This is a genomic window from Emticicia oligotrophica DSM 17448 (assembly GCF_000263195.1).
Classification (GTDB): domain Bacteria; phylum Bacteroidota; class Bacteroidia; order Cytophagales; family Spirosomataceae; genus Emticicia; species Emticicia oligotrophica.
Map to the genome: position 1 here is coordinate 4143047 of NC_018748.1, position 25772 is coordinate 4168818.

The following is a 25772-nucleotide window of genomic DNA, read 5'->3' on the forward strand; positions in this document are numbered from 1 at the left end:
TTTATTTTAGATTCGGGTTACTGAAATTAGTAACTCGATTCTTATACCCCAATTTTAATGATAATTAATTGTATTACAATACCTTTAATCATCGACTTTGGGGATAGTTTTAATCAAATTTTAAGACGATATACTTATTTGGAAAGCCATCGTTGAATATTTTTGTAAAAATAAATGGGTAACACAATTTTGAAATATCTTCTTTTTTTGTGTATTCTTTTAATGGGTGCCAGTTGTCGAGCGGATGAGTTTAAAAGAAATATTAGTCCGACTCTATCACCTCACAAAAGAAACTCAATTGTTTTGCCTTTGAGTGGTTTAACTAAGACTTTTGCACTAACCCTCAAAACAGCTATTTCTTTTTATAATCTTTTCTTTTATTTAGAAGAAATAGTCGAAGATGCGAAAACAAATAAAAAACCATATCCCACACAAGAAAATAATTATACCAAAAAACCTTCCATTTGCCTATTAGGCTTACAATCAAAATTTACCTACTATTATTTATTTAAAAAAAATCATAAAGGCCATAAAAGGTTTATTTTAAACTGTGCCTATTTACTATGATTTTAGTTTTTTGAAAGCAAAATTGCTTATAAAAGACATCAATACAATTAAATCAAATTTCGAACCTGTTTGAGGTAAATCATTCTGCTGCTTTTACAGAACTCTACATTCAAACAGTATATCAAACGCAAAAAAACAAGCTTTAAAATAGGCTTTTCGGCCTCAATGGCAACGCTTTGCCTATATTTTAATAGCTCTTCGACAATTATAAATTTTAAATCCGAAGAAGAATAATTATGAAAAAATCACTCATGTTTTTAGGTTTGACTGTCTTGCTTTTTAATGCGAGTTGTAAGTCAGAAGAAAAAGAGGAAAAGAAAGAAGATGCCAAACTTCTAGTTACTTCTCCCATCCGCAAAGATACTGTTGTCACTACCGACTATGTTTGCCAAATTCGATCAATTAATAATATCGAGTTACGTGCCCTTGAGAAGGGTTATTTACAAGGCATTTTTGTAGATGAAGGTAAGTTTGTGAAAAAAGGACAATTAATGTTCCAGATTATGCCAAACCTCTATCAAGCAGAAATGAAAAAAGCGGAAGCGGAAGCAAATTATGCAGAAATTGAATATAAAAACACCAAATCATTGGCTGATGGAAATATTGTTTCAGCAAATGAATTAGCTCTGGCCAAAGCAAAACTAGACAAAGCTCTTGCTGAATTGGCTCTAACGAAAGTGCATTTGGGATTTACTGAAATTCGAGCACCATTTGATGGAATCATGGACCGCCTTCGTGTAAGAAAAGGTAGTTTGGTTGATGAAGGTGATTTACTTACAACTTTATCAGATAATAGCAAAATGTGGGTTTATTTCAATGTGCCAGAAGCACAGTATTTAAACTTTAAAACCCATGCAAAAAGTGATGGTGGAATGCAAAAAGTATCGCTCAAAATGGCTAATAATGAATTGTTTAAGTTTCCGGGTATTGTAGAAACCATTGAAGGAGAGTTTGATAATGAAACAGGAAATATCGCCTTTAGAGCAACGTTCCCCAATCCAGAAGGACTATTAAGACATGGTGAAACAGGTAATATTCAAGTAACAGTTCCTGTGAAAAATGCATTGCTTATTCCACAAAAAGCTACTTTTGAGGTACTCGATAAAACGTATGTGTATGTAATTGATAAAGACAATATTGTGCGTTCTCGCCCCGTAACGATTGCCGCTGAAATGCCGCATTTATATGCTATTTCTTCTGGTCTATCTACTGGCGACAAGATTCTTTTGGAAGGTTTAAGAAAAGTAAAAGAAAACCAAAAGATAGATTACAAGTTTGAAGAACCTTCACAGGTAATTTCACACTTAAGTCTTTACGCTGAATAGTTTTTATCCACCGAAACAAAAGAAATATATGTTTAGTAATATCATCAAACGACCTGTATTGGCTATCGTTATTTCGGTATTGATAGTTTTTACTGGTACTTTAGCCATCAAGCAACTGCCAACTTCGCAGTTTCCAGAAATTGCCCCTACAACAGTCAATATCTTTATTGCTTACCCAGGGTCAAGTGCTGACGTTCTCGTTAAATCTACACTCGTAACCCTCGAAAATGCCATCAATGGTGTTCAGGGAATGAGATACCTCGCCACCGATGCAACAAGTGCGGGTGAAGCAACGCTTCGTGTAATTTTTGAACCGGGTACCGACCCTAATCAGGCGGTTATTAGGGTAAAAACAAGGGTTGACCAAGTAATGCCTTTGTTACCAGAGTTAGTACAACGTGAAGGGGTTGTGATTACACCAATCCAACCAAGTATGTTGATGTACATTAATCTCTATGGAACAAGTAAGAATTTCGATGAAAAGTTTTTGTATAACTACGCTAACGTAAACCTTTTACCCGAAATTAACCGTATCAATGGGGTAGCAAGAACGCAAATTTTGGGTAGTCGCCAATTTGCGATGAGGGTTTGGTTAAATCCAGACCGTATGCGTGCATATAATATTTCGGCTGAAGATGTAATGAAAGCATTGGCAGAGCAAAGTATTATTGGTCGCCCGGGTCGTATTGGTCAAAGTTCTGGTATAGCGGCTCAATCTTTAGAATACGTTTTGACATACAAAGGCCGCTACAATAAACCCGAAGAGTATGAAAATGTGATTCTGCGAGCAAATCCTGCTGGTGAAAGTATTCGATTGAAAGATGTTGCTAAAGTAGAACTTGGCAGTGAATTTTTTGATATTTATTCTAACCTTGATGGTCATCCTTCGGCAGCGATTGTATTGAAACAAAATGTGGGTAGTAATGCGAGTGAAGTAATTCAACAAGTAAAAGATAAAATGGAGGAGTTAAAAGCAACTTTCCCTCCCGGAGTTGAATATAAGTTGAGTTATGATGTATCGAAATTTTTGGATGCCTCAATTGAGCAAGTACTTCATACCTTACGTGATGCCTTTATTTTGGTGGCTTTGGTTGTTTTCCTTTTCTTAGGCGACTGGCGTTCGACACTTATTCCAATTATTGCCGTACCTGTGTCATTAATTGGTGCATTTTTCGTGATGCAAATGTTTGGGCTTTCTATAAATCTTATCACACTTTTTGCATTGGTTTTGGCTATTGGTATTGTGGTTGATGATGCGATTGTGGTTGTTGAGGCCGTTCACGCCAAAATGGAAGAAGAGCATCTTTCGCCATATAATGCTGTTAGAAAAGTAATGGGCGAAATCAGTGGAGCTATCATTGCAATTACGCTCGTAATGGTGTCTGTGTTCTTACCAATTGCCTTTATGTCAGGTCCTGTGGGTACTTTCTATCGGCAGTTTTCAATTACGATGGCGAGTTCTATCATACTTTCGGCTGTTGTTGCTCTTACGCTAACCCCAGTACTTTGTGCCATGATTCTTAAAAATAATCATGGAAAACCAAAGAAAAAATCTCCAATTGATTGGCTCATTGACCAATTCAACAAAGGTTTTGAAAAGTTAACAGGTCGTTATGTGAGTGTTTTGAAGTTCATTGTTAATAAACGATTGCTAACGTTCTTAATATTAGTTGCTTTTAGTGTTGGAATTATCTTCGAAAACAAAATCTTACCAGCGGGATTTATTCCAAGTGAAGACCAAGGTACAATTTATGCCATTATTCAAACACCACCGGGTTCAACACTTGAAAGAACAAATGCAGTTTCAAGAGAATTACAAGAAATTTGTAAGAAAGTAGAAGGCGTTGAATCGGTTTCTTCATTGGCAGGATACGAAATCATGACCGAAGGTCGTGGTTCGAATGCTGGTACTTGTTTGATTAACTTGAAAAACTGGTCTGAAAGAGAAAGAGGAGTACATGAAATTATCGAAGAATTAGAAGAAAAAACTAAAGATTTAGGGGCAGTTGTAGAGTATTTCGAGCCACCTGCCGTACCCGGTTTTGGTTCTTCAGCAGGTTTTTCAATGCGTATGCTTGATAAGAATAATACAACTGATTATCAAGAATTCGATAAGGTAAACAAAGACTTTATGGCTGCTTTAGGTAAGCGTAAAGAGTTGACTGGTTTATTTACTTTCTTTGCCGCGAATTATCCTCAATATGAATTAGAGATTGATAATAATGTGGCCATGCAAAAGGGGGTATCCATTGGAAAAGCAATGGAGAATCTTAATATCATGATTGGTAGTACTTATGAACAGGGTTTCATTCGTTTTGGCCGTTTCTTTAAGGTCTATGTTCAGTCATCACCAGAATTCCGACGTCTTCCTTCTGATATTATGAATATGTTTGTAAAAAACGATAATGGCGAAATGGTGCCTTATTCAGCATTCATGAAATTAGTGAAAAAACAGGGTCCAAACGAGATTACAAGGTATAATATGTACAACTCATCGTCAATTCAAGGACAACCAGCGAAAGGTTATACCACTGCCGATGCAATCAAGGCTATTCAAGAAGTATCAAAAACACTTCCAAAAGGTTATGATATTGCTTGGGAAGGTTTATCCTATGATGAAGCCAAACGAGGAAACGAATCAATTTATGTTTTTGCTGTCGTTTTGATATTTGTTTATTTCGTTTTGGCGGCTCAATATGAAAGCTTCTTGTTGCCTATGGCTGTAATTTTCTCGCTACCTGTTGGGGTATTTGGGTCTTTCTTCTTGCTAAAAGCGATGGGTATGGCCAATGATGTTTATGCTCAAGTAGGTCTTATCATGTTAGTTGGTCTTTTAGGGAAGAATGCCGTATTGATTGTAGAGTTTGCCGTTCAACAGCGACAAAAAGGTATGTCGATTTTTGATGCTGCCATTGAAGGAGCTAAAGTTCGTTTCCGACCAATTTTAATGACATCTTTTGCTTTCGTAGCAGGTCTAATTCCTTTGGTTATTTCTCATGGTGCTGGTGCAATTGGTAATAAAACAATCGGTGGCTCAGCTATGGGTGGAATGCTTTTCGGTACAATTTTCGGTGTAATGATAATTCCAGGTCTGTATTACATATTTGGAAGTTTATCCGATGGTAAACATCTAATTAAAGACGAGGACGAAGAACCATTATCTGAAAGGTTTGTGGAATCAAGTGAAGAACGCGGTAAGATTTTGAAAAATATCAGAAAAGCGAATGAAAGATTGAAAAAATTATTAAACCGAAACGACGAAGATGATACGAAATAACATAAAAAAGAAACTTCTGTTTATTGCTTTGGCCGTTTCAGCAATAGTTCTCGACTCTTGTAAAACACCGGCCATAATTGGCAAAATAGAAAATAAATCATTGCCTAATTATGCAGCTTCACAGGATTCTACCAATTCTGCGAAACTAAAATGGAAGGATTTTTTCAATGACCCATATCTAAATGCATTGATAGACACAGCACTGCTAAATAATCAGGAGCTGAATATTACAATGCAAGAAATTGAGATGTCGAAAAATGAAATCATGGCACGAAGAGGGGAGTACCTTCCATTTGTAAGATTAGGGGGCGGAACGGGTGTTGATAAAGTTTCACGCTATACGAGTAAGGGTGCAAGTGATGAAATTACTGAAATTAAGCCAGGAAAACGAACTCCAGTTGTTCTTCCTGATTCTTATTTTGGGGCTTTTGCTAGCTGGGAGGTAGATATTTGGCATAAATTGCGTAATGCTCAAAAAGCAGCTGCCGCCAATTATTTAGGAACAATTGAAGGAAAAAACTTTCTGGTGACCAACTTAGTTGCTGAAATTGCTAATTCTTATTACGAATTGTTAGCACTTGATAATCAATTAGATATTGTCAAGAAAAACATCGAAATATTAAATTCGGCTTTATTGATTATCAAACAAGAAAAAGAAGCAGCAAAAGTTACAGAATTGGCTGTTCAAAGATTTGAAGCTGAGGTTTTTAAGACTCAAAGTCTTCAATTTGAAATTCAGCAGAAAATAGTTGAAACCGAAAATCGAATAAATTTTTTAGTTGGACGTTTCCCTCGACCAATTCAAAGAAGTTCACAACAATTTGCTTCAATGGTACCTACGAAAATTTCCGTTGGATTACCTGCACAGTTATTGGAAAAACGCCCCGATATTCGTCGTGCAGAATTAGGTATTCAAGCTGCTAAATTGAATGTAAGTGTTGCAAAAGCTAATTTTTATCCTTCGTTGGGGCTTTCTGCATCATTAGGTTTTCGTTCGTTTAACCCACTTTTATTAGCGAATTTGCCACAATCTTTGATTATGTCATTAGCTGGAGATTTGGCTGGTCCATTAGTAAATAAAAATGCAATTACAGCAACTTATAAAAATGCGAATGCCAAGCAGATTCAAGCAGTTTACGATTATGAAAAGACTGTTTTAAATGCATTTATCGAGGTTACAAATCAGTTGGCAAACATTAATAATCTTGAAAAGAATTATTCAATGAAAAATAATCAAGTGGAAGCATTGACAAGGTCAACAGATATTTCGCTAAAACTTTTCAAAGCTGCACGTGCAGATTACATGGAGGTATTGTTAACTCAACGAGATGTACTTGAAGCCAGAATGGAATTAATCGAAACTCGCATGAAACAATTGAATGCGGCTGTTAACACTTATAGAGCATTAGGCGGAGGCTGGAATTAATATTAAGTGTAAATTATCATCCACAAAGGTTTTTAAGAAATAAACTAGGGTATTATTAAACTAGATATTTTTTTAGAAATCTTTGTGGATTTTTTGAATAGTTACATATTTGTTCATTAAATATATTCAATCCTTTCTTATTAAACTTATTTTTGTTTTAATCCTCTTTTAATCTTTCCTTTAAACGTCTTTCAGACTACCACAACACTTTTGTGCTATCAAGCAAACAACGAGTGTCATGAACAAATTCATCAAAGGAATTTTATCCTTTTCCCTCAAAAATAAATACTTTATCTTTTTTGCTACTTTATTAGCAGTTATTGGTGGTTGGATTGCCTACCAAAATACACCAATTGAGGCTTTTCCCGATGTAACAAATACACAAATCACAATTATTACACAATGGCCGGGCCGAAGTGCGGAGGAGGTTGAAAAGTTTGTTTCAATTCCAATAGAAATCGGATTGAATCCTGTTCAAAAGAAAACAGATATTCGTTCGACTACTGTTTTTGGTCTTTCGGTTGTGAAAGTTATGTTTGAAGATGGTGTTGATGATGCTTTTGCTCGTCAACAAATTAATAATTTGATAGGAAGTGTAAATTTACCAGAAGGTATTGAACCTGATATACAACCTCCTTATGGCCCTACTGGTGAAATTTTCAGATATACACTTGAAAGTAAAGCACGAACTGTCAGAGAATTGAAAACAATCCAAGATTGGGTGGTTGAACGACAGTTGAAAGGGGTAGCAGGTGTAGCAGATGTAGTTAGTTTTGGTGGAGAAGTAAAAACCTATGAGATTAGTGCTAATCCTCATTTACTAGCAGATTATGATGTTACTCCACTTGAGCTTTATCAAGCGGTTGCCAACTCGAATGTAAACGTTGGTGGAGATGTGATTGAAAAAAATTCAGAGGCTTATGTTGTTCGTGGAATTGGCCTTTTGAAGGGGATTAATGACATAGAAAAAATAATCATTAAAAGTGCGAATGGCGTACCAATTACGGTAAAAAACGTGGCAACAGTTACAGAATCGGCCTTACCTCGTCTGGGTCAAGCTGGTAGAGATGGACAAAATGATGTTCTTGAGTGTATTGTTGTGATGCGTAAAGCTGAAAATCCAAGTCAGGTTATAGAAAATGTTAAAGCAAAAATTGAAGAACTTAATACTTCTATTTTGCCACAAGATGTAAAAATTAATACTTTTTATAATAGAGAAACCCTTATTCATTTTGCTACCCACACCGTAACACATAACCTTTTAGAAGGAATTATATTTGTTACCTGCATTGTGTTTTTGTTTATGGCCGATTGGCGTACAACGGTTACTGTTTCGATTGTTATTCCATTGGCTCTATTATTTTCATTCATTTGTCTTCGTTTGAAAGGAATGTCTGCCAATTTACTATCAATGGGAGCGATTGACTTTGGTATTATTGTCGATGGTGCAGTTGTAATGGTAGAAGGAATTTTCGTGGTGCTTGATAATTTGGCTAATCAGATAGGTATGGAGCGATACAATAAGCTTTCAAAATTGGGTATTATTCGTAAGACTGGTACAGAAATGGGTAAAGCCATATTTTTCTCAAAGCTAATTATCATAACTTGTTTGATTCCAATATTTTCTTTCCAAAAAGTTGAAGGAAAAATGTTCTCACCTTTAGCTTGGACATTGGGTTTTGCTTTACTCGGAGCATTGATTTTTACACTTACGTTGGTGCCTGTTTTAGCAAGTATTTTATTAAGAAAGAATGTACGTGAAAAACACAACCCGTTTGTGTTATTTATTGAAAAATGGGTAATGAAAGGCTTTAATTATGTATTCAATCATAAACGCAAAACATTACTAATTACTGTAATTGTAGTAGTATTGGGTCTATTTAACTTTAAGTTTTTAGGCTCAGAATTTCTTCCAGAATTGAATGAAGGTTCGATTTATGTGCGTGCAAGTATGCCGATGAATATTTCATTGAATGAATCGATTCGATATACCAATGAGATGCGTCAAGTATTTAGAAGTTTCCCAGAGGTAAAAGGGGTGATGTCTCAAACTGGCCGTCCAAATGATGGAACCGACCCAACTGGCTTTTATAATATTGAGTTTTTGGTTGATATTTTCCCACAAGAGGATTGGAAAAGAGATATTTCAAAAGAACAATTAATCAGTCAAATGCAAGAACGGCTTGATAAATTCACGGGTGTTAACTTCAACTTCTCGCAACCTATTATGGACAATGTTGAGGAAGCAGTTTCGGGGGTTAAAGGTAGTATTGCCGTGAAAATTTACGGACAAGATCTAGTTTTGATGGAGAAAAAAGCCAAAGAGGTACATAATCAATTGGCTACTGTTCGTGGAATTGAAGATTTAGGGGTAATTAAAAATATTGGCCAGCCCGAATTGAGAATTGAATTAGATGAAGACAAGTTGGGTCTTTATGGTGTTCAAAAAGGTGATGCTCAAGCAGTTATTGAAATGGCCATTGGTGGTAAAGCGGCTACTCAAATATACGAGGGAGAGCGTAAGTTTGATTTAAGAATTAGATTCCAACCAGAATATCGTAAATCTGATTCCGAAATCAGTAATTTATTAATTCCAACGATGAATAATACTCAAATTCCGTTGAAAGAAATAGCTAAAATCTATTACAATACTGGCCCAATATTAGTATTCCGTGAGGCTAATCAACGTTTCAATGCAGTAAAATTCTCGGTTCGTGGAAGAGATATGGGAAGTGCCATTGCAGAAGCCCAGCAAAAAGTAAATGCACACGTGAAGTTACCTAAAGGATATACAATGAAATGGGCTGGTGATTTTGAAAATCAACAACGTGCTACCAACCGTTTAATGCAGGTAGTTCCAATTAGTTTGTTGTTGATTTTCTTGATATTATTTGTATTATTTGGCAATATTAAAGATGCTGGAATTGTATTGGTGAATGTACCATTTGCAATCATTGGTGGAATAGCTTCTTTGCTAATTTCGGGTACGAATTTTAGTATTTCGGCAGGTATTGGTTTTATTGCACTTTTCGGTATTTGTATTCAAAATGGCGTTATTTTAATTTCAGTATTCAAGAAAAACCTTCATGAACGAATGAATCTCACGGAAGCTATTACTAAAGGTGTTATTTCACGTATTAGACCTGTAATAATGACCGCCATGATGGCTGCAATTGGTTTAATTCCTGCAGCAATCTCTCACGGTATTGGCTCAGAAACTTCAAAACCTTTGGCAATTGTAGTGATTGGTGGATTAATAACCGCAACGGTTTTAACTTTACTAGCCTTCCCTATAATTTTCTATGTCTTTTATAAAGAAAAGTTGCCTTTAAATTAATTTTCATAATATGAAGGGCTAAGATTTATGCTTAGCCCTTTTTTATTTTGTTTGTTATATGTGATATTGCATGATAATTAATCGAGAATTTCTTTATGAAAATAGTTGACAAACAGACCATACGTATTCCAACAATTTTGAGTGTTGCACTCATCATTTTTTCGGCTAATATATACCTCTTTTATAGTAATTTCCGTGAAAATGAGTTTTATCTATACCTTCGGAATAATGCTATTTCGATTGAAAAAATGATTATAGACAAAGGCTTGAGTGGCGAAGATGTTCGTACAATGGATGATATGAAAGAAAATATTTATACTCAAGAGCAATTTATTATTTATGATTCAACGGGCACCGTAATTTTTAAATCGAGATATGCTGTTAATCACTTAACAGATAATTTACTAAAAGAAGTGTATAAGCATGAGGTTGAATTTAAAAAAGATGGATATGAAAGAACCATTTTCCTCAGTCGTAACAATAAATATAAACGTCTGCTTGTAATAGAAGCTGCAGGATATGACTTATCTGGCTTTAATAAACAAAGAAATCTCCTTTATATTTTAATCATTAGTTCGGTTTTACTAATTAGTATTATTACGCTTACCACGAGATATTATATCAGGACAGATTTGCGGCCTATTGGTGAAATTGCCAAAAGAATGAAGAAGATTTCTAGCAAAAACCTTCAATCACGAATTCCAGAAGCCGACCTTGATAATGAAATTGGCCAAATGGCTCATACATTCAATGATTTGCTTGATAGACTAGATAATTCCTATACCCAACAACGAAATTTTGTATCTTATGTAACACACGAGCTTCGAACCCCCCTATCTATTTTATTGGGTAATGCCCAAGTGACACTCATGAAAGAACGAACAGTTGAAGAATACAAACAAACTGTAGAAAACTTTCAAGTGGATATTAACAATATGATAAATTTAGTAAATAGTTTACTCGAATTAGCAAGAATGAATGCCGATGCCCAGTCGGTGCCTTTTGTAGAGGTAAGGGTTGATGAAGTATTATGGGCTGCTTCTGATATTGTTAAAAAAAATCAACCAGAATATCATATTAATGTTGAGTTTGAGCAGATTCCTGAAAATGATGAGCAAATGATTGTGAGTGGAAATGCAGAATTATTAGTATTGGTTTTTAGAAATCTGATGGAAAATGCATGTAAGTATAGTGCAGATAAAAGAGTAGAAGCGAAAATTTTATATGAGAAAAATTCAATTAGGATTGATTTTATTGATAAAGGGGTGGGGATGTCTTCGAGTGAAACGGAACATATTTTTGAACCTTTTTATAGAAATGAAAAAACCAAAGAAATCTCAGGACATGGAATTGGCTTACCACTAACCAAGAGAATCGTGGAAATTCATTCTGGGAAAATATCGGTTTTATCAGAAGAAGGTGTTGGTTCAATTTTTACAGTAGAATTGCCCGTAAAGCAGCTTTATTAGACTTTAATTTGCTTTTAATTTAGGTTTTAGATGTTTTTTATCATTAGAATATATTTTTGATTTAGAAAGCCAAACAGTGATTTGGTAGCTAACTCTATAATATAGACTGACATGAAAAAAAATCTTATTTTAGCATTTATTGCGGCTATTTTTGCTGCAAATGCAAATGCCCAAACAACACCTGAAGTTTCAAAAAAAACAGCTAAATTAGAGAAAAAAGAAGATAAAATAACGGCTAAAATGGCTGCTCATGAAATGAAGAAAGAGCAGAAAGAAGCTAAAAAAACAGAGAAAGAGACAAAAAAAGAAGCTAAACACGCACATAAATAATTTTTCTTAATATTTTTGCTCTGATTCCCACAAATTTATATTAGCAAGGTAGCTTACTGCCTTGCTAAAATTTTTCGATTTTATGAAAATACTGATTGTAGAAGACGAGCTCCGTTTGGCTGAATTCATTAAAAAAGGTCTTGAGGAAAATACACACATGGCAGATATTGCCAAAGATGGTGAAATGGGCCTAAAGATGGCATTCGATAACGATTATGATGTAATTATTATGGATGTTAATATGCCAAAAATGAATGGCTATGACGTTACACAACAAATTAGGTCTGAAAAGCAAAATACCCCAATTCTGATGCTCACAGCCATGGGTACATTAAACGATAAAGCCTTGGGTTTTGATGCTGGTATTGATGATTTTTTGGTGAAACCATTTCAGTTTCAAGAGCTTTTAATGAGACTCAACGCTCTACATAGAAGAAATGCAATTGTGCAGCATCAAGTAAAGCGTAATATTATGAAAGTCGCTGACTTAGAACTTGATTTAACAGCCAGAACAGTCATTAGAAACGGGAAAGATATTTTGTTGACTGCTAAAGAATATGCTTTGCTTGAGTATTTAATGATTAACCATAATAGGGTAGTATCCAGGGTTGATATTGCTGAAAAGATTTGGGACTCAGACCTTGACCCAACCAGTAATACCATTGATACTTACATAAATTTTCTTCGAAAAAAAGTTGATAAAGAATTTTCTTCCAAACTAATCCACACAATAGTGGGAATGGGTTATATCTTAAAAGAGTAGTAATTCTTATTAAGAATATAAAATAGCCTTGACATAAAATCTAGGCTATTTTTTTGTAAATACTTGATAATAAGGTGTTTGAGTTGTATTATGAGGCGGATTCTATTTTTAATCACTCTTTAATTTGATTTTTAGAAGCAATTAAGATAATACCTATACTTTTACATCAAGAAACAGTAATAGTGAATTTTCATAAAGGAATTTTAGGTCTTAAAGCTCTGGTTTCACATTAACCAGAGCTTTTTTTAGAGTAGAAGTATTAATCCGCCATAGTGGGTTTAGTTAGTTAGGGTTATAGTTCTCTGATTAAAACCCGATTTTTAATCAGAGACTTTTAATAAAATTTTGTTGAATCTTAATCTTTTCAAGTCTTATGGAAACTTCATTTTTAGCAAACCTACCTTACAATACACAAATTCAATCATTCAAGAGTGAAAAACCAAGATTACTCAAATTGCATATTGAACCTTGGGCTTTTGAAAACATCAAAGATTTTTTTCCAAATTCTACTGAAAGTGATTTTATAAAACTACGCCATCATTTATCTGATTGTATCATGAGATTCGAACAGTTAGTTTCAGGTAAAATTCTTCTAGGTACTGAAATAATGATTGATTTCATGAACGGCCTTCTCATTTTTGAAGTAAAAAATTACGCACAATCTTTTTATCAAAGCCAGATTGAAGAAACCTATACCTTAGACTTAGTTAAGGTTGAATTAAGGTAAAATATTTACCGAAAGTATTTAATTGGGTTTTAATGTGGCTTTGAATTTTTTTCTATTTGGTAAGATTAAATTTACACGGTAAGAAATATAGAACACTTAGAAATATCTATGATTAGTGTACGAATTTTCTTTTTTGATGGTATATGATGATTAGGAGTGGGATTTAAAAAAACTTAATCTTATCAACCCCATTATCATTTTTTATAATCCGTGTAAGATTTAACTACTAACCTTTAATTTTAAATGAAAAACCTGATTAACTATTTTAATTCAGCACCCGATTTTCATAGAGTCTTATTGTTGTCGTTCTCTTTTTTTCTGTTTTGGAATATTGAGTATTTTTATGAACACGCAAAGAATAAAGTAAGTCATTTATGGCTTAATGCCAAATTTATGCTTACTGCAGCTCCAGTTCAGTTCGTACTAGGATATTTAATGAATTTTGTGCTTAAATGGACTCAAAACCATGAATTTGGGTTATTTCATCAAATCCAGAAAGTGAATGCGTTAACGCTTTTTATCTTGACTTTTTTATATCTTGATTTTTGCGAATATGCCTATCATTTATTGATGCACAAAGTAAAAAAACTCTGGAAATTTCATTTAGTTCATCATGCCGATAAACAATTGGATGTTTCTACAACATTACGAGAACATCCTGGTGAAACTACAATTAGACTGCTTTTTACCACACTTTGGGTATTTTTGGGCGGGGTCTCATTGTGGGCTCTTATTTTCCGCCAGTTTATTCAAATATTTTCAAATGTATTGGCTCATACAGAAGTAAGACTACCAGAAAAGGTTGATTCTTGGCTGAGTTATCTGTTTGTTACTCCTAATTTTCATCATGTTCATCATCATTATTTACAACCTTATACAGATACAAATTATGGAGATGTATTGAGCATTTGGGATAGAATATTTGGTACTTTTGCTCAATTACCTAAGGAAGCAGTAGTTTTTGGTGTTGATACGCATTTTGATGAGTGTAATCTTAATACTTTTAGTAAGTTATTGACTATTCCGCTAATATCTGATAAAAGTTCTGTGAAGATTAATATGAAAGGCTAAAATGAGTATTTCGAGAATAATTTTCTTAGTATGTATCCCTTACAAGGTAGTGTTTGGGCAGGTAGATACTTCTAAAAATAAACTAGTGGATGTAATAGATGTTTGGCATCTTGTTTTTAGTAAGAATTATTCTATTGATACTTCAAAAGCTAAAGTTAAAGAGCCATTATTATCAATTTTACCAGGATTTGGGTATAGTCAGTTAACTGGATTTACGGTTTTAGTAGATGGTAATATTTCGTTTTATACCCAGCCTAATACCAATATTTCGGTTATAAAGCTTACGCCTGAATATGCTCAGAATAAGCAGTTTACGCCAATTTTGACAACTAGTATTTGGACTAAAAATAACCAATATAACTTTGTTTCAGATTGGAGATATTATAATTATAAAGTTATTGATTTTGGTTTAGGAGGAAGTACAAACCCTTTTATTTTTAATACTTACAGTTATCAATTTTTAAGGTTTCATCAATTATTGTCGAGGTCAATTTCAAGTAATTTTTTGCTTGGTATTGGTTATAATTTTGATAAACACTTCAATATTATTCAAAATGAATCTCAGTTAAATACCAATGTATCGAATTATGAAATAACTAAACCTACACTTTCTTCTGGATTAGTATTTAACGTTTTGTATGATTCCCGGAAAAATGAAAATAGTCCTGTATCTGGTGGTTGGTATTTCAATAGTTCCTTTATTAAGAATTTTAAATTTTTAAAAAGTAGTAGTAATTATTACTCCCTTTACTCTGATTTTAGGCATTATGTGAGTTTGCCTCAAGGTTCAAACAATATTTTAGCATTTTGGAATATTAATTGGTTAACTTTCGGAGGCCAATCTCCTTATTTCGATTTGCCAAGCACTTTGTGGGATACTTATGATAATGCTGGAAGAACTTTTATTCAGGGAAGATTCAGAGGCAAAAATATGCTTTATTACGAAGCTGAGTATAGATTTGATATTATCAAAAACCAACTTTTGGGTGGTGCTTTTTTTGCGAATATTCAGTCATTTTCAGAACCTCAAAATAAACATTTTTCCAATCCAATTTTGGGATATGGAGCTAGTTTAAGAACAAAAGTTAATAAGAAATCAAAAGTATATTTTGTAGTATCCTATGGTTTGGGTAAAGGAGGAGCAAGGGGTTTTTTCTTTAATTTGGGAGATGTTTATTAATTGTTTAAATTATGTATAATTATTTTAAGAAAGTATTTCTGGTAGTGATAATAGTAGCAAATGGTATAGTACTAAACGCTCAAGATTATAAACAACAAGATGAAATTTTGGGTACTTGGATTTCTGAAAATAAAGATTTAAAAGTAGAAATTTATAAAAAAGAAGATAAGTATTTTGGGAAAATTATTTGGTTCTTGTGTGACCCCAAAACGCCAAATATGAGTGATTTTAAAGATACCGAAAATCCTGAGCCTAAATTAAGACATAGACCTTGGCTTGGAATGGAGGTTGTTGAAGGCTTAATGTTTAATGGTGATAATATATGGGGAAATGGCACGATTTACGACCCCAATACCGGACGTACATATAGTTCAGTGGTTACACTAAAAGATAATAATACTTTGGTTGTAAGAGGGTATTGGGGAATTGAGTTATTAGGTAAAAATATGATTTTTTATAGAGTGGTTCCTAGTGGGAAATAAGGGTAAACATTGTTTACCCTTATTTTTTATTCACTAATATATTGTACAAGGTCTGCAACTAGGCCAGTCCAACCGCATTGGTGCGAAGCACCTAATCCTTCACCCGTATCTCCGTTAAAATATTCGTAGAATAAATGAAGGTCTTTAAAGTGAGGGTCGGTGTCAAATTTTGAAAAATCTCCAGTATTAGCTCTTTTTCCTTCTTTCATTTTAAAAATATTTACCAATCTTTCTGCAACAAGCAAAGCCGCATCCTTGATTGACATAATATTGCCAGAATTAGTTGGATATTCAATTTCGAAGTCATCACCATAGTAATGATAAAACTTCAGAAGAGAATCTATCAACAGGAAATTTATTGGAAACCAAATTGGTCCACGCCAATTTGAATTTCCACCCATAATGCTCAAATCTGATTCCGCAGGGGTATATTTTACGGTCATTATTTCACCGTGGAGATTAAACTGATATGGCACATCATTATGGGCTTTTGATAAAGAACGAATGCCATAATCTGAAAGAAACTCTGTTTCATCAAACATTCTTTTTACAACCATTTTCATGCGGTGCCCGCGTAAAAGCGAAAGTAAATGGGTTTCACCTTTCCCCGGTTCGTTCCAGCGTGAGATGAGTGCTGCTAAATCTGGGCGATTCGTTAGAACCCACTCTAATCTACGTTTGAAGTCTGGTAATTTTGAGAGCATTTCTTCATTAATTACCTCAACAGCAAATAAAGGAATCAGACCCACATAGGAGCGAATCTTCATGAAAATAGTTTCACCGTTGGGGGCATGAAGTTTGTCGTAATAAAATTGGTCAGCTTCATCCCAAAGCCCCAAGTCATTTCCCTTAATTGGTTTATTGATAGCTGCAGCAATATGCAAGAAATGTTCAAAGAATTTTGATGCCATATCTTGATAAACAGGCTTCTCCATGGCAATTTCGCAAGCAATTCGTAGCATATTGAGCGTGTACATGGCCATCCAGCCTGTTGCATCTGCCTGCTCTAATTTAACCCCAGGAATTTGGGCATTTCTATCAAAAACTCCAATGTTATCTAAGCCTAAAAATCCACCCCCAAAAATGTTGTTTCCTTCTTCATCTTTTTGATTTACCCACCAAGTAAAATTAATGAGTAGTTTATGGAAGATTTTCTCTAAGAATGCTAAATCTCCTTTACCATTATTCTTCTTATCAATTTCATATACTTTCCAAGTTGCCCATGCATGAACAGGTGGATTTACATCTGAAAAATTCCATTCATAGGCAGGGATTTGCCCATTAGGGTGCATGTAATATTCTCTCAATACTACGGCTAATTGTCTTTTAGCGAAATCGGCGTCAATTCGGGCAAGCGTAAGCGTATGAAAGGCTAAATCCCAAGCGGCAAACCAAGGATACTCCCATTTATCGGGCATCGACAAAATATTTGCCATGTAAGCATGTTTCCAAGTGCTATTTCTTGGAAAGGCCCTACCTTTAAATTCAAAAGGCATTTTTGGGTCGCCTTTGAGCCATTCGTTAATATTATAGTAGTAAAATTGTTTATTCCACATCATGCCTGCAAAGGCCTGACGTTGAATATTTTTCATCTCTTCAGATTTTACATCTTTTTGTACATGGCCATAAAACTCGTCTGCTTCGATAATTCTTTTACTGAAAATTTCATCGAAATCATTGAAAGCATTATGATTATGCGTGTTTTGGCTGAATCTTAATCTAATTGTTGAACTTTCGCCACCCGCAATTTTTTTGGTATAGCGAGCGGAAGCCTTCGTTCCAATTTTATTTGGATTGACTGTTTCGCTTTTGCCAGTAAGGATATAATTGCTAATTCCATCCTTCACATACATGCTAGTATTGGGGCGTCCGAATACTCTTTCCATATTTGTTTCATTTTCACAAAATAGGAGTTCATCAGCACCTTCTACATATAATTTATACTTGCCCAATAATTGATGTCCAACTTCTATCTGCGTATTAGAAATACCTGTTAGCATTGGAGCTTTACTATATGCTTCGTAGCCCCAACTCCATGTATTTCTAAACCATAGGGTAGGGAGCATGGTGAGTATTGCTTCTTTGGTATTTCTATTGTGAGCTGTAACCTTTATCAAAATATCGTTTTCATCGGCTTTTGCATATTCAATGAAAATATCGAAGTATTCATCTTTATCAAAAATACCTGTTTGTTCAATTTCGAATTCAGGATTACTACGATTTCGGCGTTGATTTTCTTCTACTATTTGTCGATACGGAAACTCATTTTGTGGATACTTATAGAGCATCTTCATATACGAGTGTGTTGGAGTACTATCGAGGTAATAGTATAGCTCTTTCACATCTTCTCCGTGATTACCTTCCGAGCCAGCCAGTCCAAATAGTCTTTCTTTTACTATCTTATCTTTATGATTCCAAAAAGCAAGGGCAAAACAAATGTGTTGTTTATTATCAGAAATACCTCCAATGCCATCTTCCCCCCATCTGAATGCTCGTGAACGTGCCATATCGTGCGGAACGTAATCCCAAGCATTGCCGTATACACTGTAATCTTCCCTAACGGTTCCCCATTGTCTTTCCGACAAATAAGGTCCCCACTTTTTCCAACCTTTGTTATCTTTTCTTTGGTTTAGGCGTATTTGTTCTTGTATTTCCGTCATAAGTTTTACTTATTAAATCCAATTTGGATTATAAATAATTGAGGCTTAGTATTTTAACCACATACAGCAGTACTGATGCGGTTCTCGCAAAAATATGAAAAATTGTAATGGATAAAAGTTAATATTAATAATCGCTTATAATAGTAATAAAAGTTATTGGAATATTTCTATATTGGTGATAAACAAAAACGCCTCTTTGTAAGAGGCGTTGAAATTTTTCAATTATTTTTTTTAGTTTTTACAAGACTTGCTGCTTTTTGTTTTTCTTCCAATGAGATTTTGGCATTTTCTTGGTCTTGTTTATTGGCTATTTGGTCATTGAGAAGTTTTTCGAGTTCTATTCTGTTTTCTTCAATTGCTTTAAGCAATTTTTCTTTTTCTCGTTTATTTCTCTCAATATCTCTCGAAATTTTATCTCCTGTTTTATTAACTCGCTCTAAGCTTTTTTGGGCTTCCTCTGAATCTCGTTCTGCTAATCTAACGTCTTCATTTTGCATGGCAAAAGCATAAAAATCTTTTAAGAATTTTTCTACTTTACTGAAATTTATAGAATTCTCTGATACCATTTGTCCACCCCCAACATCAAAAGAAGCAAAAACTTTGGTTTTTAATTTTTGTTCAGAGATGACTTTACTCATCAAATTAATTGGATCAGGTGAGATTTCTGACATATTCGCCGAAGCAATACTAAATATTTCGCGATTTTGTGAAACGCCACCATACTTTGAAATATAAATTGCCCAGTCTTTTTCAATGTATTTTTTATCAATACTAAGGGTCATATAGAATCCTTCTTTACGTTCTTTTCCAAAAATTTCAGAACCGCTTAAAATTGTTTGGGCGAAGTTCGTCAATGCCATGAATAGCATTAAAACAGTCATGAATAGTCTGCTCATATATAATAATTGTTTAATAAATAATTTTCAGACGCAAGTTCTTATTTTTTGTAACATTTATTTAAAAAACTTACTAGAGTTCAACTTTCTTACACAACAAAACAATCTTTTGTTTTTCTGAATTTTCGGTAGCAAATAAGTAATAATCGCCACCATCTTGTAAACCAAGCTTCTTTTTTATTTCTTCTGGTTTCAAGGGGAAATTTCGGGTACTAATATTGGCTTTCGGCGATGGTAGTTTTGATAGGATTTCTTTTTTATCAAACTTACAAATAGACTCGCACAAAAAGATTCTACCCGGAAAAGCCTCATTGAGTATATCTGATGTATAAAGATGACTATTTGGTGCTATTTTGAGCAAATTAAATTTTTCACTCACACTTTTAAATCCTCCGGCTTTTAAGATTGAAGCATTGGGTTCGTAGATATATTTCAGCGGATTAGAATATGCTATTTTACAATGCTCTTCTAAAGTATAATCAAATTCAAATATATGGGGCAATGACTTAAAACTAAGATTTACGCAAACTATATTTGGATTGGAATCAATGCCATTGCTGATAAATAGTAACTCTTTTACTTCATTTTCGAAGGCAATCACATAGACATAAGAAATATTTGTGAGCTGTTCGAGTGCCATCTTAATATCAAGCATAGGTGAAAATTTTACCATATATTTATTAAGAAATGGCTTCAAAGTCAGAAGGTTTGGTTCACAGTCTTCGATTTTAAAAACCTTATTTTGTGAATTATCTCTTCTGTGAGGGTCAATATAATAATTGTTATTATTTTTTAGAAATGAATAATCAAGGGTTGTAGCATTTTGGTTAATGACTTCAATATTTGTAAGGTTTAATGATTTAAAGTTAACCTTAGCAATTTCTGAAAGTAATTCTGATTGTTCAATGTATTTAACAGACTCGCAAATTTTAGCTAAAGCCCAAGAATCTACCCCCATCCCTCCAGTTAAATCAACAACATTCTTTTTGCCAATTAATTGACTAAAAACCGAAGCCTTAAAATTTGCTGTAACTTCCGATGATGCCTGTTCTACTGATAATGGTGGTGGAAAAAGTATCTTTGGGTTGGCAAACCATGTTGGAAGTTTTGTTTTTGATTTTTGTCGGGCAAGTAGCTGGTCTGCAACTAATGTAAGTGTGTTAGAACTAAGTTTCAGAGGGTTTTTTAAAATAAACTCCTGAACATTAGTATTTTGAAACTGTTGAGCAATTTTACTTGCTTCTATCATTGCTTCTATCATTGGGCCTTCAAACTAAAAAAATATCATTCATCATTCAGTTTTATGTAATCTAAATGATAATTTTGTCTCTGTTCAAGATAAGTTAATCACACAATATTATGCTAAGTTTTTGGGAAAAAGATGTTTTTTTGAAAAAATATGATGTAATCATCGTAGGTGCAGGTTTTTCTGGATTGTGGTTGGCTTTCTTTTTGAAAAAGCAGAATCCAAAAATTCAAATAGCCATTTTGGAACGAGGGGTTTTACCAACTGGTGCAAGTACGAAAAATGCAGGTTTTTCATGTTTTGGAAGTCCAACTGAATTATTGGAAAATATTGCTGTAATGGGTGTTGATGAGGCTATGTTTTTAGCTGAACAACGATTTCGTGGAATAAAAATGATTGAGCAATATTTTGGGTCAGAAATTGAGTTTGATGCCTGCGGTGGAACTGAATTATTTATTAATGATGGCGTTTTTGATGATACCATTCATAAAATTGATTATCTGAATGATTCTATTAAAAGAATAGTAGGCAATGAAAACCATTTTTATGTCGATAAAAATATCATTGGAAATGCTGGATTTTATGGTTTTGAAAGTGCAATAACCAATAGTGTTGAAGGGTCAATACATAGTGGCAAACTTGTCAATGTAATGATTGAAAGCTTGCAAGACCTAAAAGTTAAATTTTTCTTTGGAGTAGAAGTAGATTCATTCGAAGAAAATAGTGGTGAGGTATGTATAAAAACCAAAAATAACCTCACTTTTTTATCAAAACACCTTTGTTTTACAACCAATGCTTTTACAAAGCAATTATTACCCGATATTGACTTATACCCTGGTCGTGGACAGGTCTTGATTACTGAACCCATAGAAGGGTTGAATTGGAGTGGTACTTTTCACTTTGATAAGGGCTTTTATTATTTTAGAAACTACCAAAATCGAGTATTATTGGGTGGTGGAAGAAATCTAAATTTTACGCTCGAAAATACAGATGAATTTGGAATCACGAGTTTAATACAAGAAAAATTAGAAGAACTTTTATTCAAAAATATTATTCCCAATTTCAAGCAAACTAAAATTGATTATCGTTGGAGTGGGATAATGGCATTTGATGAAACAAAAACGCCTGTTTGTAAAATGCTTTCAAACCAAGTCTCGCTCAGTGTTCGAATGAATGGTATGGGTGTTGCATTGGCTCCAACTTTATCTGAATTATTAGCAAAACAAATCACCGAAGTTCTTCAATATTGATTTGTTTTGAATTTAACCAATATAAGTTTTTAATATTCTGTAAGCCATTTATAGTAAGTTTAAGTTTTTAATCTATTTTTGCATTAGCAAAAATTATAGTAGATATAAAAAATATTTATAAATGGTAAAAAAGGTACTATTGATATTCTTCTTATTCATAGTCGAGTATTCGACTATGAGGGAGTATGTTAGTTTTGCTAAAATTACTACCGAAATAAATGATATCGAAGACAATAGCGAGGCAGAAGATTCGACCAATGATGATTTAAACAATTTAATCGAAGAGCTATTTGTTCAAGAACAACAATTACAGTTCAATTTTCTGCCAATTACTTCAAATTTTCTGCATTTTTTTAAATACGAATCTTCCTTTTTTGCCCATTTTCTAATCATTGATTCTCCCCCTCCAAGGTTTCTTTAGTTTTCCTCCGTTGATAAAATGTACATTTTGTTTCAAATTTTTAATATGTCGGTGTAAAACTGCGTATTAGGTGCACTTTTAGTTCATTTTATCAAATCTTATTGTCTTAAATTGAAATTTTAGTCTTAAGAACACTCCTCTGCAAATTTATATTTTGCTTGTAAATATTGATTTCTTAAAGTTATAAGTTCGGAATCGAGTATTTCGCATATTGTACTTTAAAATTTAACCCAAAAATCTCAGTTTGATTATGAGAAAATTAAGTTTTAATTACTTAAATGCTGATTTATCAGCAGGTTTAGTTGTATTTTTAGTTGCTCTCCCATTATGTTTAGGTGTTGCGTTAGCATCAGGTGCTCCGCTCATTTCTGGTGTTGTCGCTGGAATTGTAGGAGGTATAGTAGTTGGCTTAATAAGTGGCTCACAATTAGGAGTTAGTGGCCCAGCCGCCGGTCTAACAGTAATCGTTTTAAACGCTATTACCGAAATAGGATTATATGAATCATTTTTAACAGCCGTAGTTTTGGCTGGCGTATTTCAGTTAATCTTTGGCTTATTGAAGGCAGGAGTTATTGGCTATTATTTCCCTTCTTCAGTTATCAAAGGTATGCTGACAGCCATTGGTATTATAATTATCTTGAAGCAGATTCCTCATGCAATGGGAATAGATTTAGACTACATCGGAGATGAAGATTTTATTCAAAAAGATGGTCAAAATACTTTTTCCGAGTTATTTCGTATTAGTGAGCTATTCAACGAAGGTGCATTAACGATAGGGATTGTCTCGTTAGGTATTATGATTTTGTGGGAGCAAGACTTTATCAAAAAAAATAAAATATTAAGTCTATTCCCAGGTGCTTTACTTGCAGTTATTGTGGGAATTATTTTGAACAATGGTTTATTATCGTTTCCACCAGTATTTCATTTAGAGAGCGTACATCTCGTTAATCTACCTGTAATCAATTCTTTGGACGATTTTACTAACTTATTTCAATTACCAAATTTTGCTGCAATTACTAATCCATTGATTTGGAAAACGGGCATTGTTATAGCAATTATTGCAAGTTTGGAAACCTTATTAAGTGTTGAAGCTACTGATAAACTAGACCCTGATTCAAGAATTACTCCCACTAATCGAGAGCTAATAGCACAAGGTACTGGCAATATTGTTTCAGGTTTGTTGGGTGGTATTCCAGTTACCCAGGTAATTGTACGGAGTTCCGCCAATATTCAGTCAGGTGGCAAAACAAATTTATCTACAATTATTCATGGTTTGTTATTATTAATTTGTACTGTTTCCATTCCAATATTTCTCAATCAAATACCTCTTGCATCGTTAGCAGTAGTATTAATTATGGTTGGTTATAAACTGGCCAAGCCGTCTATTTTTAAACAACTTTATCAAGAAGGACAAGACCAATTTGTGCCTTTTGTAGTTACAGTAATTGCTGTTGTGTTTACAGATTTATTGAAAGGAATTGGTATCGGTTTAATTGTGGCAATGGTATATGTATTGTATACTAATTATAAAGGCTCAATTTCATTTCTTCGTGATGGTAAGAGTGTCTTAATTCAGTTTAACAAAGATATCTTCTATTTCAATAAATCAGAATTGAAACAAAAGTTGGCAGAATTAGATGAAGGAGATATGGTGTACGTAGATGGTGTGAAGGCATCATTTATCGACCATGACATTTACTTAACGCTTGAAGAGTTTCAGAAGGAGGTAATCAGTAGAAACATTAATGTACAATTAAAAGGAATAAACAAGGAAAAAACTAAAATCAGATAAATATGCAATCATATCAAAAACTTTTATTAGCAAATAAGGCATGGGCAGCCGAAAAACTTCGACTGGATGAGTCTTATTTTGAAAACCTTTCTGCCAATCAAAGTCCAGAGTTTTTATGGATTGGTTGTGCTGATAGTCGTGTTCCTGCCGACCAAGTTACAGGCACTCAACCCGGAGATATTTTTGTGCACAGAAATGTAGCTAATTTAGTGGTACATACTGATATTAATATGTTGAGCGTATTACAATATGCAGTTGAGGTTTTAAAAGTAAAGCATATTCTAGTGGTTGGACACTACAACTGTGGTGGTGTAAAGGCCTCGATGGATAATAAAGATTATGGTTTAATTAATAAGTGGCTCAGACACATTAAAGATGTGAATGTAAAACATATTGATGAGTTAAGTAAAATTGATGATTTTCAATCTCGATTTGATAGGCTTGTAGAATTGAATGTAGTTGAACAAGTAAGAAATTTAGCTAAAACGACAATTGTTCAAAAAGCTTGGGCGAATGGTGATTATCCACATTTACATGGATGGGTGCTTGATTTAAAAAGTGGGTTAATTAAAACCATTATGGAAATCTTTCCCGATGATTTGTCGGCAATTGAAGAAGTTTATAGATATGAATTGCCAGTTGTTGAATTAAGTGAAGTAATGAAATAATCTAATCTATTGAATTCCACACCAAAAAGCTATCAATTTTGATAGCTTTTTTTGATTATAACATTCTGTTTTAGTAGTATTTTTAATAATAATCACGCTCTGTTTATCACCAAAAATCTGCGTTCTTTCTCAAAGAAGATACTTCTAGCTACTTATTTTATGTTTATCATGTATTTCAATTGCATTATTTTCAATGAAATACTTGTTGTTTGATTATCAATGATTTATAAAATTTGTTATGAAAAAAATAAAAAATAATCTTGGAATAATCTATATTTGCTAAAAAAATATATCTTTGCTAAAAATATATAGATAAATATGAACCTCCCAAACTGCCCCCAATGTGATTCAAATAATATCTCACGAAATGGTATCATTAAAGAAAGACAGCGTTTTAAATGTAAAGATTGTGGATACAATTTTACAGTAGAAAAAATGGGTAAAAGTATCGAAAGCTATTATGTGATTAAGGCTTTGCAGCTTTACATTGAAGGGGTAAGTTATCGTGAAATTGAACGATTATTAGGTGTTAGTCACGTTTCTGTAATGAATTGGGTAAAAAAATACCAAGTCAAGATTCCCAAACAGACGCTTTATCATCCAACATATAAAGTGATGAATCATAAAGAATTAGCCGAGTTTTTTGCGAGTAGAGAAAACCTCAAAGGAGCAGGAATGGTAGTAACAGAGTTAGGAGATAAGTTTATGCTCATTAAATGGGAAAGATTTAAAAAATGATTCCGTATTTGATAAATATAGGTTAAAATTTCTCGAAAATATTAAAATAGTACAATATTTTATTGCTAAAATCTACTCATTTGGTATTTAAAATATTATTTCGTTTACCTACTGTATTGTTTTCTATTAGTTTTATATTGTTTTGAA

The 25772-nt window shown here is 33.5% G+C and carries 19 protein-coding genes; 16 read left to right on the forward strand and 3 right to left on the reverse strand.

Annotated features, from left to right (window positions below; translation table 11 throughout):
* Window positions 1-803 precede the first annotated feature (803 nt).
* From EMTOL_RS17225 to EMTOL_RS17275, 11 genes are all read left to right on the forward strand, one after another.
* Window positions 804-1892 carry an efflux RND transporter periplasmic adaptor subunit gene (locus EMTOL_RS17225; protein WP_015030595.1) on the forward strand — a complete coding sequence of 363 codons (1089 nt, stop codon included), beginning with the start codon at window positions 804-806 and terminating at the stop codon, window positions 1890-1892.
* A 28-nt stretch (window positions 1893-1920) separates the two neighbouring features.
* Window positions 1921-5169, forward strand: coding sequence for an efflux RND transporter permease subunit (locus tag EMTOL_RS17230; protein WP_015030596.1), 3249 nt, complete (start codon window positions 1921-1923; stop codon window positions 5167-5169).
* Window positions 5156-6595 carry a TolC family protein gene (locus EMTOL_RS17235; RefSeq protein ID WP_015030597.1) on the forward strand — a complete coding sequence of 480 codons (1440 nt, stop codon included), beginning with the start codon at window positions 5156-5158 and terminating at the stop codon, window positions 6593-6595. The genes EMTOL_RS17230 and EMTOL_RS17235 overlap by 14 nt, the downstream gene beginning before the upstream one ends.
* Before the next feature lie 238 nt (window positions 6596-6833).
* Complete coding sequence (locus EMTOL_RS17240; RefSeq protein WP_015030598.1) at window positions 6834-9932, forward strand: efflux RND transporter permease subunit; 3099 nt, start codon at window positions 6834-6836, stop codon at window positions 9930-9932.
* A gap of 95 nt (window positions 9933-10027) precedes the next feature.
* Window positions 10028-11401, forward strand: coding sequence for a HAMP domain-containing sensor histidine kinase (locus EMTOL_RS17245; protein WP_015030599.1), 1374 nt, complete (start codon window positions 10028-10030; stop codon window positions 11399-11401).
* A gap of 111 nt (window positions 11402-11512) precedes the next feature.
* Window positions 11513-11731 (forward strand): hypothetical protein, encoded by a 219-nt coding sequence (locus EMTOL_RS17250; RefSeq protein WP_015030600.1) that lies wholly within the window; start codon window positions 11513-11515, stop codon window positions 11729-11731.
* A gap of 82 nt (window positions 11732-11813) precedes the next feature.
* On the forward strand, window positions 11814-12494 hold the full coding sequence (locus EMTOL_RS17255) for a response regulator transcription factor (protein WP_015030601.1): 681 nt from the start codon (window positions 11814-11816) through the stop codon (window positions 12492-12494).
* 373 nt (window positions 12495-12867) lie between these two features.
* Complete coding sequence (locus tag EMTOL_RS17260; RefSeq protein ID WP_015030602.1) at window positions 12868-13221, forward strand: hypothetical protein; 354 nt, start codon at window positions 12868-12870, stop codon at window positions 13219-13221.
* Between the two features lie 243 nt (window positions 13222-13464).
* Complete coding sequence (locus EMTOL_RS17265; RefSeq protein WP_015030603.1) at window positions 13465-14292, forward strand: sterol desaturase family protein; 828 nt, start codon at window positions 13465-13467, stop codon at window positions 14290-14292.
* A 1-nt stretch (window position 14293) separates the two neighbouring features.
* A complete protein-coding gene (locus tag EMTOL_RS17270) occupies window positions 14294-15472 on the forward strand; it encodes a BamA/TamA family outer membrane protein (protein ID WP_015030604.1) in 1179 nt (392 codons plus the stop codon).
* An 11-nt stretch (window positions 15473-15483) separates the two neighbouring features.
* Window positions 15484-15954 carry a DUF2147 domain-containing protein gene (locus EMTOL_RS17275; protein ID WP_015030605.1) on the forward strand — a complete coding sequence of 157 codons (471 nt, stop codon included), beginning with the start codon at window positions 15484-15486 and terminating at the stop codon, window positions 15952-15954.
* 26 nt (window positions 15955-15980) lie between these two features.
* Here EMTOL_RS17275 and EMTOL_RS17280 read toward each other — a convergent pair whose 3' ends face one another.
* The 3 genes from EMTOL_RS17280 to EMTOL_RS17290 all read right to left on the reverse strand — a co-directional run bounded on the left by EMTOL_RS17280 (window position 15981) and on the right by EMTOL_RS17290 (window position 20759).
* Complete coding sequence (locus EMTOL_RS17280) at window positions 15981-18614, reverse strand: MGH1-like glycoside hydrolase domain-containing protein (RefSeq protein WP_015030606.1); 2634 nt, start codon at window positions 18612-18614, stop codon at window positions 15981-15983.
* 218 nt (window positions 18615-18832) lie between these two features.
* A complete protein-coding gene (locus EMTOL_RS17285) occupies window positions 18833-19510 on the reverse strand; it encodes a hypothetical protein (protein ID WP_015030607.1) in 678 nt (225 codons plus the stop codon).
* Window positions 19511-19583: 73 nt separating this feature from the next.
* A complete protein-coding gene (locus EMTOL_RS17290) occupies window positions 19584-20759 on the reverse strand; it encodes a THUMP-like domain-containing protein (RefSeq protein WP_041694220.1) in 1176 nt (391 codons plus the stop codon).
* A gap of 110 nt (window positions 20760-20869) precedes the next feature.
* Between EMTOL_RS17290 and EMTOL_RS17295 the strand changes: the two genes are divergently transcribed.
* The 5 genes from EMTOL_RS17295 (at window position 20870) to EMTOL_RS17315 (ending at window position 25625) form a co-directional block, all read left to right on the forward strand.
* Window positions 20870-22006, forward strand: a complete 1137-nt coding sequence (locus EMTOL_RS17295) for an NAD(P)/FAD-dependent oxidoreductase (protein WP_015030609.1) — start codon at window positions 20870-20872, stop codon at window positions 22004-22006.
* Between the two features lie 175 nt (window positions 22007-22181).
* On the forward strand, window positions 22182-22427 hold the full coding sequence (locus tag EMTOL_RS17300) for a hypothetical protein (protein ID WP_041693641.1): 246 nt from the start codon (window positions 22182-22184) through the stop codon (window positions 22425-22427).
* A 250-nt stretch (window positions 22428-22677) separates the two neighbouring features.
* Entirely contained in the window at window positions 22678-24219 is a 1542-nt protein-coding gene (locus tag EMTOL_RS17305; RefSeq protein WP_015030611.1) for a SulP family inorganic anion transporter, read from the forward strand.
* Between the two features lie 2 nt (window positions 24220-24221).
* Window positions 24222-24887 carry a carbonic anhydrase gene (locus tag EMTOL_RS17310; protein ID WP_015030612.1) on the forward strand — a complete coding sequence of 222 codons (666 nt, stop codon included), beginning with the start codon at window positions 24222-24224 and terminating at the stop codon, window positions 24885-24887.
* A gap of 318 nt (window positions 24888-25205) precedes the next feature.
* Window positions 25206-25625 (forward strand): IS1/IS1595 family N-terminal zinc-binding domain-containing protein, encoded by a 420-nt coding sequence (locus EMTOL_RS17315; RefSeq protein WP_015030613.1) that lies wholly within the window; start codon window positions 25206-25208, stop codon window positions 25623-25625.
* Window positions 25626-25772: the final 147 nt, after the last annotated feature.